We start from the raw sequence: 15,383 nt of genomic DNA on the forward strand, positions 1-15,383 counted from the left end.
ATTAAACTCTCACATCACGACGGGCATCTCGGCCCCAAATTAAATTGATCATTGCTCGAGAGGCAAATACGCCTGTAAACATACTGGTTAACAAACCTAATCCGAGTGTTAAGGCAAAGCCTTGAATTGGACCGTTACCGATGGCGTATAAAATCACGGCGGTGATCATGGTAGTAATGTTGGCATCAAGGATGGTCGAGAACGCGCTATCAAAGCCCAGATCAATCGCTTGAGCGAAACTGCGGCCTTCACGCATTTTGTCCTTAATACGTTCGAAGATAATAACGTTGGTGTCCACTGCCATACCAACGGTTAACACCAAACCTGCAATACCTGGAAGCGTTAGCACCGCACCTGGTAACAAGGCAATTAGGCCAAGCAAACAAAGCATGTTGGCACAAAGCGCCACATTCGCCACCCAACCTAAGCGGCGGTACCAAAGTGCCATAAAGGTCAGTGTTAACCCCATACCTAAAGCAAGTGCCGCAAAACCATTTTCAATGTTTTCAGCTCCCAAAGAAGCACCAATAGTGCGCTCTTCTACGATAGTAACCGGGGCTGTTAGCGACCCCGCACGAAGTAATAGCGCTAACTGCTGCGCTTCGTCCATGCTGCCAGCGCCGGTAATACGGAACTGGCTACCAAGTTGAGATTGAATAGTCGCAACGCTGATAACGCGCTCGCTGCGCTCTGTTACGCCACGATCGTTTGTCTTGTATTCGCGGTAAACCGTCGCCATTGGTTTGCCAATATGCGTTGCAGAGAAATCACTCATCTTTTTACCGCCCGCGTGGTCAAGCGAGATGTTAACTTCTGACATACCCATATTGTCGACGCCTGCACGAGCGTTAACAATGTGCTCACCCGTTAGGACTGGTCGTTTCTCCAGAACAACAGTTCGGCCATCGTTATCTTTCAGCACAAGATCTTGGCCGCTTCGCGCTTGGCCTGCATCTTTCACTTCATAGAATGCCAAACTCGCAGTGGCACCAATAACGTTTTTCGCTTGTGCTGGGTCTTGTACACCTGGGAGCTCAATACGAATGCTGTCTTTACCCTGACGCTGAACTAATGCTTCCGTAATACCTAGCTCTTCAATACGACCACGCATAATCTTCAAGTTTTGTTGCAATGTCGTTGATTGGAACTCTTGAATATTCTGCTCACTTGGCTCAAGAACAAAACCGCGAGACGAGCTTTTCACCACCCAACCAGGATAGTTTTGACGCAAGAATTTGTTTACTTCAGCTAGGGCGGTATCACTCTCACTGTTTACCGCAATGCGGTTACCACTTTCTGCGCGAATTTGTACACCACGCACGCGCTGATCTCGCAGGCTTGCTTTGATCTCATCGATCAAAGCATTACGTTGCTCCTCAAATGCTTTATTTACGTCGACATTCAAGAGGAACTGTACCCCACCGCGAAGGTCAAGACCGAGTTTGATTGGGCTAAAACCCATCTCATTCAGCCACTCTGGAGCAACAGACACATATGAGAAGGTAATGCTGTCTTCTTTATTTAGCTCATTGTTTAATAACGCACGAGCTTTGCTTTGCGCATTTTCATCATCGAATACAATGGTTGTTTTGCCATCTTTTTCGATGATTTTGTCTGCTGAGATGTGATTGGTTTTCAGTAGTTGATTCAACTGAACAACCGACATTTCACTGCTGTTTTGGTTTGAAAACGTTAGCTGGATCGATGGTTGCTCACCGAACCAAGTCGGAATCGCGCTTAACGTTAAGATAATGACCGTCGTGATTAATACGACATATTTCCAAGCTGAATAGTGATTCATCAGCTTTCTGTTCTTTTGCTGCTTTGCTGTTTTTTTCATGTAAACATCATCCCTTCACTACGAAGTGAAGCTTTTAATAACAAGGCTTAACACACGACAGATGCCCCCAGAAAAAAATTCAGGGTATGAAATGCTCAGGACGGTTACGCCCTGTTGAATACAATCGTCGTGTTAAGAGTGCACAATGGTGCAAATAGATGGTGTTTAGGCAGAAAATTGACTATTGAGTGCGACGTACATTGCGTTGGTCTCTTTCCAACCAGAAATGCGATGATCGCTTGTGAAATGATAAAAAGTGTACTGGTTTTGACGCCAATTGATATCCATCAGGCTGTAGGCATAACCTGCGTCAGCATAGAAAGGCGTGTTTAGGTCACCAATAACGTCAACATGCTCATCATCGAGGCCTTCACGTAAGTGAGAAACCCAACGTTGAGTGTTAAATAGGGCTAGCGTATCGAGTCTTGCGTGACTTTCAGAAATCGGAGACTGCGTCGTTTCTTCTGAGACTTCAGAAAAATCGATTGAGGTATTTGCAAAAGCAATACTCGCAACAAATGGTTGCAGCTTAGAAAAGTAAGGTAAATGAGCTTTCTGATCGATTTGCGCAGCAAAAACATGCGCTGGTAGCAATACCATCGCAAGCAGCATAAAAAGCAATTTTTTCAAGCAAATCTGAGACATAAGAACTCACTAAAAACAAAACGAGTCGAGTTTTTTCACTCGACTCGATGATAGTATTCCTATTAATTATGGTTCACAACTAAAAAGTTATAAATCTCTAGAGGCTTTAAACTAAAGGCGCTCTGTTAGCGGTAAAAGATATCGCCTTTATCGACATCTAAATAGATTTTGTTCTCTTGCTCCAAACCACCACAATAAATGAAGTATACATTGCGCTTGTCATAAGTAACCGAACGAACCCAGCCACCGAGCTCTTCAAAATCACTCGGATCACAGGTTTCATCGTCTAACAATTGCTGGGTTTTCTTGCGGAAGATGTCCAAGTGGACTTTTAAATCATCCGACTTCTGCAAATATCCATCCAGTATTTCTAAACGCTCTTGTTCTTTAATAACTGGCTCTGCATCAGATAATCCTTCGGAATTCAACCACTCAGCTTTTTCTTCACCGCCCTCTTCATAAACAAGGTAACCAGAGATTCGATACCAACCATCCACTTTTTCTAACACCGATACTTTTTCTCCCTTATAGAGCGTATCGACAACCAAAGCATTAACATTTGGCTTATTGTAAACATTGATTCGACGCTCAATGACATAGTATTCGGTCACTTCAGGGGGGGCGGTTTCTAAATCCAGAATCGGTTTGGATATTTCTTCTTCCACTGGCGCTTGCTCCACTTGCGCAGCTTTTGGCGCTTCAGGTTCATCTTTTTGCATAAAGAAGAAATAGTATCCAGCACCCGCCCCACCGAGCAACAGTATGACAATCAATGCGATGAGAATTTTCTTCATGTACTTTTCCTTTTCATTCTTTGTTCTTATCTCACCGGCAACACGCATGTCGCGGAAATTTGGGTATATACTCAAAAGGGTCGGTCAACTAACGCGAGCAATAATGATCAACAAACTCAATTGGATACTGTTGCTTCTTCTGTTCCCCATTATGGGGCACGCCAATATTCAATGTAACCCATCGTCGTGGAATGACAATCTTACCCAATTCAATCGTTTAGAGTCCAATTACAATAAGCATGTTGAGGTATTCAATGCACTTTTAGCCGAACATAAGCAGCGCCAGTTATTGTCCCAAACCTTTTCCCTACATGAACTCGTGTTACTTTGGCGCGCCCGCTCGAACCAAAATGCGTTCAAAACTCAATTAAAAGCCTCCATTCAATATAAAGAAGAACTCACGACTAAAGCTAATGAGTTGATTAAATTGAGCACACAATCTCAATGGTCAGCAAATGGATGGAAGAAACTTGCCCAAAAGTGCCGTGAGTTAAACGAAACTGCCAATCAAATCACTGCGGAGTGGTATAACACCAACGCTTTGCAACTTACCGAGGATTACAAACGCCTTTCTTCACAGTACCAAGCACTAGCGCAACTCTATGATAAAGAAGCGAGAGCGCTTCAATACGCTCAAGATGTTTCGAGGTAAAAATCGAGCCCGTTTTGAAAAGACGATGTCGGGTTTTCACTCCAATATTGGACGTTATTCGTGCTTTAATTCCCTCTTTTAGTGATCCCAACATTATATGTAAAAAATGGGACTGTTCCCTTTTACAAACTTGACTAAACCATGACCAAGAGAGGCAACTTATAGAGACATACGTCACAATAATGCTTTACTTATGGCCAATTTTTGGTTAATTTACCCATTAATAAAATTTAATAAAAAGTCACATTTGGCTGGAGATGATGCTACAACCATGGTTATCAATCGATTAAGTAACAGGGACTGTCCTAATGCTACCAAAGCCAAGTTTTTGTCAGTAGTTAGGCACGTAAAAGAGTTTGGTTCAATCAGCGATTTGGACCTTTGTAAAATCTTCGGAGAAACAATTTGGAGTGATGGGAGGGAATACCATTCAGCTGCGTTCTCATTCAAGGTTGATAGATACACAGGTAACTGTGAAATCTCACAATACAAGCACCAATAAGGCTTAAGAATTTATAAGGCGGAGTCAGGAAACTGATTCCGCTTTTTTGATCATCGCAATCGTAAAGTCGTGATCGGAATAACCCTCAATCAATTGTGCGTCTGGACATAGCCATCGGCAATAGCGTAACACCCCAACTTTATTATGCGATGCGAGCATTCTCATGCTCGGCAGCTTTTCTTCATCCAATAAGTTAAACACGCACCCTTTCTCTGCGGCCCGGTACATTTTCTCGATCATCTCAATGGTATGATTTGGATTCGCGGATTGATAATTCAATGATCCAGAAGCAAAGACATAATCACTACGGGGCAATACCAACGTTGAAAAGTCGCCGCATACGAACTCACTTTGAGTACGAAAGTCCCGCTTTCTGGCCTCAGAGATAAACTGTTTTTGCTGATCAATGCCAATATAACTTTGGGGGCGCAGATTGTTGAACTCAATAAACGCTAATAAGTCTCCGTAGCCACACCCAATATCTAAAAGACTTGAACCGTCTAACGTTAACCCACGGCACAAGGCTTCAAATCGACTGATTTGGCTGTACTTATCTCTCCATCCCAGCGTTCGCGCTCTGTCTGTACCGAACTGTCGGTATCGCTTTCGGTGATAGTGAGCAATCTTAAGTCTATCGAGAAATTTCATCTTTCTTATGCATAAATCGGCAAGCTTCCATTTCCTTTCACTTGTCTAATCGCCAAGTGCGTATGGATATCTTTTACGTTTTCTAATCGTTGTAGCTTTCTAGTGAATGTTTCATAGCCAGCGAGATCTTTGCTGACCACTTCTAACAAATAATCATAAGCCCCTGATACAACATGGCACGAGATCACCTCGTCCATTTCAACAACAGCATGTTCAAATTCATCAATCGAAGAAGCTTGGTGGTTGTTCAAACTGACTTCAACAAATACGGTCATCGCAATACCCACCGTGTCTCTGGACACAAGGGCTCGATAACCGCTAATTACGCCCTCCTGCTCTAAACGCTTAATGCGTCTTGCACAAGGTGATGCCGATAATCCTACTTTGTCAGCGAGCTCTGCCGTAGTCAGGGTTGCATCCTTCTGCATCAAGTTGATCAGTTGCCTGTCAATTTTGTCCATTTATCCTTCCATGCCAATAATCACTAACAATTAACATTTATACGCGCTTTATCACCAACATCAAGCTTAATTACGTCAAACTTTGCCTCCCTTTGGCACGTGTTTTATTCAACAATTAACACATCATTTACAAATGGATATGCCGACAATGATCTTGGGATACGCAGCTATATTAACGACCTTACTGCTTTGGTCTGGTTTCTTTATTTCTTTAAAAGGGGGCGCAATTTCTAACTTGCAGCCAGCCGATATCGCGCTAGTTCGCTTTCTAATCCCAAGTTTAGTTTTATTACCATTTGTGATTAAGCATAAGCAGGCGCTTCGCGTCGTGCCTAAACGCTACCTAACTGGTGTTGTGGTAGGGAGTGGCCTGCCCTACCTGCTGGTCGTCGGCACAGCTATGCACTTCGCTCCCGTGGCGCACGGCAGTGCATTAGTACCTGGCACTTTGCCATTATTTGTTTCTGCTATCGCGGTGTTGTGCTATCAACAGTCGCTGAGTGCTCACCGCTTAATCGGGCTTTCTACGGTGTTGTTAGGGATTTTCGTATTCCTTCTTTCTAATAGCGGTGCAGAGTACAACTGGTCTCAATTACAAGGCCACATCTTGTTTCTAACCGGTAGCATTATGTGGGCCGTTTTCACCATCAGTGCTCGTGTTGCTAACCTTAATGCGCATGTCTGTGCTGGGTTCGTTGCAATCGCGTCTTTGGCACTGCTCATCATTGCGGTTGGCTTCGGATGGGTAGATAGTTACCTAGCGATAACGCCGATCAGTCAGTGGCCGTGGGAAGAGTTATTTGGCCACGCGATGTTGCAAGGTGTCGGCGCAGGCTTAATCGCCTCTTTTACCTTTATCTATGCAATCCGAATTATTGGCGCCGAAGCCAGTGCTGCTTTTGGGTCATTAACTCCAGTCGTCGCGACACTTCTTGCCGTTCCAATTTTTGGTGAACAACCAGATTCACTGACTTGGTTAGCGCTGATGCTGGTAACCTGCGGCAGTATTGTGGCAAGCCAAATCTTTATGAAAGATGGAATGAGCCAAACTTATCGCCCACCACTTCACAGATAGCGATAATTTTACAAAAACTTTTGTCCTACTATCTTGAATAACAAAATGGCGTTTTGATAGCCTCGATTTAACCAATAATTAAAACGCCAATGTAATGCCTGCCACTCATACTAAAGATGAACTGCATAGATTCCTCAAACCGGGAATGAAACTTTCGACTAATTTCGAGTTTGGGCCTAAGGACCAGTATACGTATTCCACCACCTATCTTGGGATGAAAGAGAACGCGTATTTGATTCTTGATATACCGATGCGTTTGCTTGAAGAGCAAGTGATGAGAAAACTCCCAAACGCCGATGTCATCGTGCGTGGTGTATCAGATACGGAGTTAGGCCATGTCATTGCATTTAAATCCAGTGTTCTAACAACTGCGGTTCGTCCTTCGCCCCTTTTATTTATTCGAATTCCAGGAACATTTGCAACCAAACCAGTCCGGGAACACGAACGATATAAGCTGCAAATGGATTGTAAGATTGTTCATGCGGGGAATGTTTACGACGGCAGCCTTATCGACTTCTCACTGGCAGGTATTGGTATCTCAACATTTATAGAGCCTGAATTCACCGTTGGTGAAAGTGTCACTATCGACTCTTCTCTAAGCCACTATATCGGAGAAGAAAATCGATGTGTCATTGCCAACATTAAGAAGTTGGTGAAAGGCTGGGTAATAGGAATTAAGTTTGAAAGCCCAATAGCGATGAGTCACGAGCTAAAAACAGAGTTACTGGAGCAGTCCTTTCTAACCAGTAACGTCTGAACTTACTGCTGGCTAAAGCGCGTCGCCTCAAAGCTGTTGAGCACTCTGTGCACCGCATAGGTCACGAGCAGAGTGACAACAATAGCAAACAAAATACTACTCACGCGATACAGCGCGCTGAACATTAAATCGCCATCCGGAGTAAGGTATTGGCCAAATAAAATACCTAATGTAGTTAATCCGCCAAACCCAGCTCCTGACCCACTAGACTCTTTTACATGCATATAGCTGAACATCATCGCGCCAATCCACAGCAATGGGACAATAAACAGCAAGGTATCCGACCAATCGTATAGTACGAGCTGCCCAGCAATACCAAAGGTTACCCCCATCAAGGTCCCCATTGCTCTTTTGCGCGCATACCCTAAAGCACCGTTCCAATGCATAGGAAACAATAAAAGCAAGGTTGTCGCCTGAGCAGACATAGAATCACTGAGGTCAAATAGCTGGAATACAAGGAAAGACATTGTAGCGATGCTCGCCCCCATAAGGGCTTCATGACGCATGCGGTGATTCTGTTTAGGCTGAGATGGTTTGGCCGATGGCTGACGAGGCTCTGCATCAGGGATCAAAAATGTCACGACGTAGGCCACGATCACTGAAATAACATTCGCTTGTAGGTTGCTGAATATCAGATCATTTAAGTCGGTTGTTGGATAACTCGCAAAATGCAGCATGATGCTCAAGCTCAGCACGCTATTTGCCCCAAACAAGAATAAGCTCCCTTTTGACATACAGGCGAACTTATACAAAAACAACCCGAAGGCGATGATCGTCATCATGCCAGGATGTCCACCAAATAGCCCACCAAGAATACCGACCTCCAATCCGCATACGACCGCTGAAAAAATCAGCTGTCGTGCAGCATGCAGGCTCATGACTGGTACCATTCCAAGTAACAACATCGGTGTTACGGTAAAAAATACGCCATAATTCCAGCCAAAGACCTTACATAAGGTGAAGCCAATGGTCGCGCCAGTTGCAATGCGCAAACACTGACGGAAGTCGTTTTCCGACATGGGATGATCCCATAACTTCATATCGCCTCCCCGTTAATAAATGTAATGAAGAAGACTCAAAAATCGGATCTGACATCTCGCTAACCAGCCAGATAACGAGTTTTCTGGCAACAGTTGCACAGTCGCACGTGCCCCGGCCGGAAATGCGCGCTGTTGAGGTTCATCGATAGCTAAATGTAAACGTAAACGCTGCGCGTCTCTCACCCAACGGTTTGAGTCTGTCGGTGTCGCTAAACGGCCATCCGCATCAAACTGGCCCGAGCTTACCCCCGCATCCACACTCGTAATACGAGCTTCAAATACGTCACCTGGCAAGCTATCAAAGGCCACTAACGCCCGACTGTTCTGATTGAAGTGTCGCAGACTCTTTTCACGAAAGTCGGCAATAATATCCACGTCATCCGAGACTAAAGCCACAAGAGGCGTACCAGCTGCCGCATAGGCACCCGTTTCCAGCTGCAAGTTAGCGACAACGCCATCATGTTCAGCAATTACTTTAGTGTAAGACAGATTAAGTTCCGCTTGTTTTAGCTGGTTTTGTGCCACGCGGATATTTACATTCGTTGCACCTAAATCGCCTCGGTTTACTTCCAACTCTTTTAAACGAGCGCGCGCTGCCAGTAAGTTTGCTCTGGCTGCCGTTGCACTACTTTGTGCGTCATCACGCTGTTGTTGCGAGGTGCCATTGCGATGAAACAATGTATCAAGACGTTTGGCTTCGCGAACTTTTTGCTCGGCGACAATTTTGCTCGCTTCAACGTCCGCTTTTGCCGCTGCAATAGAGGCATCAAGCTGTTCATTATTTTGAATCACACGTTCAAGGTTAAGTTGAGCCTTTTCTACGGCGAGCTGATAAGGCTGTGGATCAATCTGGAATAGCAGATCGCCTTGGCTTATTTCTTGGTTGTTGGCAACATAAAGATGCGTAATCTGTCCACTCACACGGGGAGCTACTTTAGTTACCACTCGCGTTGCCATTGCCTGAGGCGTCAGTGGCATGGCGAGATCTGCGACTAGAAAATAGGCAAAGACAAGGACAAACGCGACGCAAGAATACTTGATCCAACGTGCGAATTTTTGATCTGGAGTCATAGGCGTTTACTTCTCTTTTAATTCGGGTTTCTGACTTATTCGCTAAGTGAATCAAGTGCATTGTGAGCAATCTGATCTAGGATCAATGAAAGCTTTTGAAGCTCTTGGTCATTGATTTCCGTCAGTAGCTTGCTCCGTACTTGAAGAATTCGAGTCTCCATTTGCTTGAGTAGGGTTTTACCTTCTTCTGTAAGGCTAACAATGCGTGCTCGCTTGTCATGCTCACTGCAATGGCGAGTGATCAGAGATTGCTCTTCTAATAGCTTTAATGTGCGCATCAGCGATGCCAACTCAATCTCAAGCGCTTCAGCCAAATGCTTCTGACTAACGTTGTCGCCCATTCGATAAAGTTTCCATAACGCAGTCCAACGCGGGTACGTCAGGTTTAAAGGCTCCAACTCGCGATCTGCAACCATTTTCCACAAACGGGCAACGCGAGATAACTTTTCAGCCAGAGAAAGGTCGCGCAAACTGTTGATGTCTTGAATCATAAGATCTACTCAATTACTTAGCTTGCTAAGTAATATAAAATAGTTAGCACGCTAAGTAAATAAGTTTTTGTGATTTAAATCACATAGAATATGCCATTGGGGAACAAGTTTGCGTAACGCAACGTAGTACTTGGGTTGTAATAGTAGTGATATACGACACTAAAGGTGATATCAGCACTCCAGGCTTATCAACAAGTGAAGCATTGAGATACAAAAAAAGCACAACCCTAAGTTATGGAGTTGTGCTTTTCGGTTTAGTGAGCGATTGAATTATCAATTAAGGCTCATAGCGAATGAGTTCATCACGTTCGTTCAATTAAGAATCGCTGCTTGAAGTCAACAAAGGCTTCATGCAGCGCATTTTCTTTAATCGGTTTGAGCAATACGTAATTCGCGCCCGCCTCCATAAACGCATCACTGGTTTCTTTCGCCGTATCGGCAGTACAAGCATAAATTGGCGTGCCTAACTTCAGCTTCTGTCGGATCTCTTTGGTTGTTTCAATTCCTCCAAGATGCGGCAGTTGGTTGTCCATCAAAATCAAATCGTAAGTATGATCTTTTAAGAACTCCATCGCTTCCAACCCATCTTTTGCCCAATCAACCTGCATTTTGTACTTGTTACAAAATGCTTTGAGAATGAAGGCATTAGTATGGTTATCTTCTACCAACAGTACTTTTAGACTCTCTGCGAATAACTCACCAGGTTTAACTCTCAAGCTTGAATCAAGAGGGGTGAGCACTCGCTCACGATCTTTCACTGGCATTGTAATAACAAAGGTCGTACCCAAACCTTTTTGACTACGTACTTGAACGTCACCTTCCAGCATATCGACGAGGCTTTTCACAATGGTCAGTCCCAAGCCACTGCCACCGTATTCTCGAGTGGTCGTTGCTTCCTCTTGAACGAAAGGTTCGAACATTTGGTCGAGCTTATCAGGCTCTATGCCGATGCCCGTATCCGTAATTTCTACTACCAACACACTATTTTCGGCGCCGTAGAACTGCTCCAGTTCAGCATGCAAGCGTACGCTGCCCGAGGGGGTAAACTTAACTGAGTTACTGACTAAGTTGAATAAAATTTGGTTCAGACGAACTTGGTCAGTAAAGATTTCAACATTGGGATCAATCTTGTTTTCAATGACGAGGTTAACGCCTTTATTTTCGCAAATTGGACGATAAATGTTTTCTAACGTTCGAATCGTGTCAGTGAAAGAAAACGGGTGCTTTTGAATATTAAACTTACCCTGCTCAATCTTCGAAAAATCCAAAATATCATTCAAAACAGCAAGTAAGTGCTCACCGCTATGTCGGAGTACATCAATTTGGTTATTCTGCTCTTCCGTTTCGACCGAGTCTTTTAATAATTGAGCAACTCCCAGAATGCCATTGATTGGCGTTCGGATTTCATGGCTCATTTTAGCCAGAAAATCGGCACGTGCTTGGGCGGATTTTTCTGCCTCTTTGCGTGCCAAGTTACTTTGTTTTTCCGCTTCAATAAGCGTCGTAATATCCTGACCTTGAACAATGATACCGCTGATATCACCATCCACTCGAATCGGCGATAAGTTCCAGCGATATACCTTGTCTCCAATTGGTACATTGACGCCAGTTAATGTGGCTCCTTGAGCTGCCATTCGCAGGTGCGGCATCAACTTTTCTTTGAAGCCTTTAAACACTGGGTGCATGGTTTCAATGTCGTTTTCCATGACCAATTCTTTGCGGGCTGCCGGATTGATTTGGATGAGTACGCCAGACTCTGACCACACCATAATCGGCGATAACGCAAAGTTAAACAGATCGCGGAATGAACGCTTTTGCGCTTCCAGCTCTTCAAAGGTGTTTTCTAGTGTCGAACCAATATGATCGAACTCCTCGATATCCGATCCGCCAAATCGTTCGAACCCTTTTTCTTCACGAGCCGAACGAGTGTATGCCATCAACGAACCAAGCTCTTCGACGACTCGATTCTCAATCCACTCTTTGGTCATCAACGCAATCATCACCATCCCGATAACCGAAGCCAGCATCGCTAAAAGGTGCTGGATTTGCAGCGTCACAACACTCTGATTGTCCTGCACGGTTAGTAAACACAAATCCGTCGTGGCAGCATTGACTTCGATAGGGGTTTTAATGATCAACAACTGGTCAAGCTTTTGCTGAGACTCTCGCCGCTTCAGAACATCAAATATCTTGTACGCTTCATCTCCGACTAGTGAGCTAGCTAGTGGCGTATCGTTGGCCACCAAAACAACATTATCAACGTTCCCTTCGTTTTTTAGTCTTTCCATCAACCCGAAGTTGTTATCTAGAACAACAACATTGTAAGAATACCCCATCACTTCACCGGTTTTAGGTTGTAAAACCGGTACACGACGCAGTAACAGGTGGCGAGTTCCCATTGGGGTATGTGAAGGAAGGTAATACCAATTGTTGCTAAAAGTCACTTGGCTCGCGAGGTCATTGAGAATCAAGTTATTGATGCCATAGAAATGCGCATTCCCATCATCCCAAATAATGCCTTGATGATCGGTGAGGAAGCGAAATTCTGGCGTATGAGAAGGATCACTCTGGTCAATACTCATGAAAAAGTAATTGAGAGCTTCTTCATCCCGTTCTGTATAAAAATCTAAAACAACATCACTCTTCGAGTTGCTGTTGTGATGAATCTGAATCGCAGCAAAATGGCTATCAAAAATATTAAGAATCAGCGCTGACGTCTGTTGCTTAGTTCTATCCACTTCTTGCCAAATAATTTGCTTCGAGAAGTAATAACTCTGAACGAAGATGCCTAAAATGATCGGAGCAAGTACGAGAATGATTATTTTCGTAATAAGCGTCGACAATGAGCGACGCTTTCTTGTTTTTGATGTAGTTGTCATCAATTGTCTGAGTATCTAAATGCGCGTTTTCTTAATGCTTCAATTCTTTCTGGAGAATCAGATTTCGTGACGACTTCAAAATCACCAGAATAAACGGTTGGAACGGGTTTCCCTTCAAGATCCCACTTAATCGCTTCTGCCATTGCAATGCCAGTATCATCGTTCATACGCATAACAGTAACGTCTAACTCCCCTTTCGAAAGCGCTTCTAATTCTGCAGAGCCGCCACCCCAGCCGTTGATCATGACATCTTCACGCCCTAATTCTTTCAGCGCATCAACAGCCCCTAGCGCCACATCTGTAGAACAAGCATAAATAAAATCGACGTCAGGGTATTTTTCCAAACTCGCTTTTGCTGCTTCATACCCAGACTGCTTTGTCGCTTTGGTATAGTAAGCAGATTGTAGTTCAAAGTTGTTATCACGGTTGACTTGATTGATAAAGGTATTACCTCTGATATCGCTGATATATCCTTCTGAAAAGTAGAGCACACTATAATGGCTCTGTTTTGGAAAACGCTTACCAAACTCCACGGCAAGCTCACGGCTGCCTTCAGCATGATCAAAACCAACATAAAGGAACGGTTGGTGATCCTCCCAATCTCTTACCGGTGTAGTGATATTTTGTAAGATCAACTTGGTTTTCTTTGAGTCTAAGACGTGTTCAACAAACTTACGATGCCTAGTGGTATCGAGAGTGAAAATCAGATAATCGGAGTTGCTCTTCAGCGCTTCCATTAAAGACAAACTTTGTTGCTTAATATCTGCGTTGGGACGGGTAAATACTTGATTAAGTTGATAGTCGATATCGAGTTTATCTAAACGCTGTTCAAATGCGTCGATATTTCGAATCCAATAATCCGAAATCTGTTGACCTGGATAAACCACAGAAATTTTTAACGGACGTTTTTTGTCTCTTTCAACCGGAACAGGAGTCTCTCGCACGGCGTCAGCCAACGCATTCGTTAACTGCTTCTGTTCTGGAAACTGGTCTAAAAATTCTTGATATGCCCAATACCCATTGAGGACTTGAGTGGCTTGCGCTATCGGCGCGACAGTGGCCATTGACATCAGGGAGAATACTAACGCTTTTTTCATCTACTGCTCTTTTAGCTTTTTATGAGCCTAATTCAGCTCTATTCGTTACCTAGCCGAGTCATCCTTTACTCTTGTAATCTACCTTCCTCTGAGTGCCTGTTTCAATAATAAATTGGTTCTTAGTCTGAGTTGGAACGAATAAACGTTTATTGTGTACCTAATTACAAGGTCACAAAATATCATTTCTCCTTTTCATACTCTGAGTGTTTAAACAGAACACCAACCCATTATGCGTCAGTTTGTTCTTACATGGTACTCAAAAACTAAAAAGAAACCGCCTCAGTGGACGGTTTCTTTGTTATTCGGCATGTCGCGAACGCTTATTTCGATAAAGCCATTTCTAACATCATCTGCTGATTTTCATCAACGACAATACTTGCTTTTGACGTAACAAGTAGCTCTTTCTTAGCTTTTGTTAGTTGCTTAATATAATACTCAGCCCGCATGGCAAGTGTCTTTGAATCAAAATCCGAAGACCACTCCAATACCAAGGGACCTTTTCCTTTTAAAGCTTTCGCTCCTTTGCCCGTTTGGTGCTGATTGAATCTTCGCTCAACATTGTTTGTGACACCGCAATACAGCGCATTGCGGTTATTTCGTATCAAATAGACACTCCAACGCTGCGCTGTATTTTCAATCATGAAAGTAGTGACTCGACCTTAGCTTTAAGTTCATCGAGCTCTTCTTTAAGCTGAGCAACTTCGAGCTCTAGCTGGCTGACTCGATCAGAATTAGAGCCAGCCGCTGACACTGGCACTGCTAGCTCAGAGACGTCAACGTCGCCACAGAACAAATGCATATAGCGTGACTCTCGCTTTCCGGCTTCACGCGGTAACTTGACCACTAATGGCCCTTTGTCTTCGCTTGCTAAGTGCTCCAGAACCGTTTCAACTTCTTTTACATCATGAAATGTCGCGAGACGACTGGTACGAGTGCGAATTTCCCCAGGCGTTTGAGCACCACGCAAAAGCATACAGCACACGATTCCTTTCTCTTGTTCTGTCAGTTTTAAATCACCAAACTCCGTATTACAGAAACGGTGCTGAAACTTGCTAACACGGCTGTTAAACGCACTTTCGTCACTGACGAGCCTACGCTCAATTAGAGCGTCAACGGCATCGAGAACGTCTGACTCAGAGAGCGACATTACGGGATCACGGTTGCTTTTTTGATTACACGCGTTGGTTAATGCGTTTAGGCTGAGGGGGTAAAGATCTGGGGTGGTGACTTCTTTTTCGATCAAGCAACCAATGACTCGTGCTTCAATTGCCGTTAGCTCAACTTTCATAATGCATTTCCTTATTATTTTTGCATTTGACTTGGTACCTAAATCGCTTCGAAATCATGCATCATACATTGGCAAAGAGATGCAAGAAGCGTTAGCGATTCAGGTGTCGGTGTCAGGCTAAAGCATAGCGCAAGACCTGGCAC

The 15,383-nt window shown here is 44.0% G+C and carries 15 protein-coding genes; 3 read left to right on the top strand and 12 right to left on the bottom strand.

Annotated elements, in window-relative coordinates; genetic code table 11:
• Position 1: 1 nt before the first annotated feature.
• The 3 genes from secD to VEA_RS17640 all read right to left on the bottom strand — a co-directional run bounded on the left by secD (position 2) and on the right by VEA_RS17640 (position 3,279).
• Entirely contained in the window at positions 2 to 1,840 is a 1,839-nt protein-coding gene (gene secD / locus VEA_RS17630; protein ID WP_006741154.1) for a protein translocase subunit SecD, read from the bottom strand.
• Between the two features lie 165 nt (positions 1,841 to 2,005).
• Positions 2,006 to 2,485: a hypothetical protein gene (locus VEA_RS17635; RefSeq protein ID WP_006741155.1), complete on the bottom strand. Its 480-nt coding sequence runs from the start codon at positions 2,483 to 2,485 to the stop codon at positions 2,006 to 2,008.
• A 125-nt stretch (positions 2,486 to 2,610) separates the two neighbouring features.
• On the bottom strand, positions 2,611 to 3,279 hold the full coding sequence (locus tag VEA_RS17640; protein WP_006741156.1) for an SH3 domain-containing protein: 669 nt from the start codon (positions 3,277 to 3,279) through the stop codon (positions 2,611 to 2,613).
• Positions 3,280 to 3,382: 103 nt separating this feature from the next.
• Here VEA_RS17640 and VEA_RS17645 point away from each other — a divergent pair, with 103 nt between their 5' ends.
• Positions 3,383 to 3,931, top strand: a complete 549-nt coding sequence (locus VEA_RS17645) for a hypothetical protein (RefSeq protein WP_041853145.1) — start codon at positions 3,383 to 3,385, stop codon at positions 3,929 to 3,931.
• 526 nt (positions 3,932 to 4,457) lie between these two features.
• Here VEA_RS17645 and VEA_RS17655 read toward each other — a convergent pair.
• Positions 4,458 to 5,081 carry a class I SAM-dependent methyltransferase gene (locus VEA_RS17655; RefSeq protein WP_005397716.1) on the bottom strand — a complete coding sequence of 208 codons (624 nt, stop codon included), beginning with the start codon at positions 5,079 to 5,081 and terminating at the stop codon, positions 4,458 to 4,460.
• A gap of 5 nt (positions 5,082 to 5,086) precedes the next feature.
• Entirely contained in the window at positions 5,087 to 5,542 is a 456-nt protein-coding gene (locus tag VEA_RS17660; RefSeq protein ID WP_006741158.1) for an Lrp/AsnC family transcriptional regulator, read from the bottom strand.
• A gap of 148 nt (positions 5,543 to 5,690) precedes the next feature.
• On the opposite strand from VEA_RS17660, the gene VEA_RS17665 reads away from it, so the two are divergent.
• Positions 5,691 to 6,617: a DMT family transporter gene (locus VEA_RS17665; protein ID WP_006741159.1), complete on the top strand. Its 927-nt coding sequence runs from the start codon at positions 5,691 to 5,693 to the stop codon at positions 6,615 to 6,617.
• 94 nt (positions 6,618 to 6,711) lie between these two features.
• Complete coding sequence (locus VEA_RS17670; RefSeq protein WP_031780653.1) at positions 6,712 to 7,374, top strand: PilZ domain-containing protein; 663 nt, start codon at positions 6,712 to 6,714, stop codon at positions 7,372 to 7,374.
• 2 nt (positions 7,375 to 7,376) lie between these two features.
• Here VEA_RS17670 and VEA_RS17675 read toward each other — a convergent pair whose 3' ends face one another.
• From VEA_RS17675 to VEA_RS17705, 7 genes are all read right to left on the bottom strand, one after another.
• The gene (locus VEA_RS17675; RefSeq protein ID WP_006741160.1) at positions 7,377 to 8,414 is read right to left on the bottom strand and encodes a DUF2955 domain-containing protein; all 1,038 of its coding nucleotides are present in this window, start codon (positions 8,412 to 8,414) and stop codon (positions 7,377 to 7,379) included.
• Between the two features lie 12 nt (positions 8,415 to 8,426).
• Positions 8,427 to 9,485, bottom strand: coding sequence for an HlyD family secretion protein (locus VEA_RS17680; protein WP_006741161.1), 1,059 nt, complete (start codon positions 9,483 to 9,485; stop codon positions 8,427 to 8,429).
• A gap of 35 nt (positions 9,486 to 9,520) precedes the next feature.
• Entirely contained in the window at positions 9,521 to 9,976 is a 456-nt protein-coding gene (locus VEA_RS17685; RefSeq protein WP_005397727.1) for a MarR family transcriptional regulator, read from the bottom strand.
• A gap of 302 nt (positions 9,977 to 10,278) precedes the next feature.
• Entirely contained in the window at positions 10,279 to 12,855 is a 2,577-nt protein-coding gene (gene luxQ, locus VEA_RS17690) for a quorum-sensing autoinducer 2 sensor kinase/phosphatase LuxQ (protein WP_005397731.1), read from the bottom strand.
• Positions 12,855 to 13,952, bottom strand: a complete 1,098-nt coding sequence (locus VEA_RS17695) for an autoinducer 2-binding periplasmic protein LuxP (protein ID WP_005397733.1) — start codon at positions 13,950 to 13,952, stop codon at positions 12,855 to 12,857. The genes luxQ and VEA_RS17695 overlap by 1 nt, the downstream gene beginning before the upstream one ends.
• A 320-nt stretch (positions 13,953 to 14,272) precedes the next feature.
• A complete protein-coding gene (locus tag VEA_RS17700; RefSeq protein WP_012842363.1) occupies positions 14,273 to 14,593 on the bottom strand; it encodes a GIY-YIG nuclease family protein in 321 nt (106 codons plus the stop codon).
• Positions 14,590 to 15,240: a YceH family protein gene (locus VEA_RS17705; RefSeq protein WP_006741163.1), complete on the bottom strand. Its 651-nt coding sequence runs from the start codon at positions 15,238 to 15,240 to the stop codon at positions 14,590 to 14,592. The genes VEA_RS17700 and VEA_RS17705 overlap by 4 nt, the downstream gene beginning before the upstream one ends.
• Positions 15,241 to 15,383: the final 143 nt, after the last annotated feature.

The sequence above is a fragment of the Vibrio antiquarius genome, from assembly GCF_000024825.1.
GTDB classification, from domain to species: domain Bacteria; phylum Pseudomonadota; class Gammaproteobacteria; order Enterobacterales; family Vibrionaceae; genus Vibrio; species Vibrio diabolicus.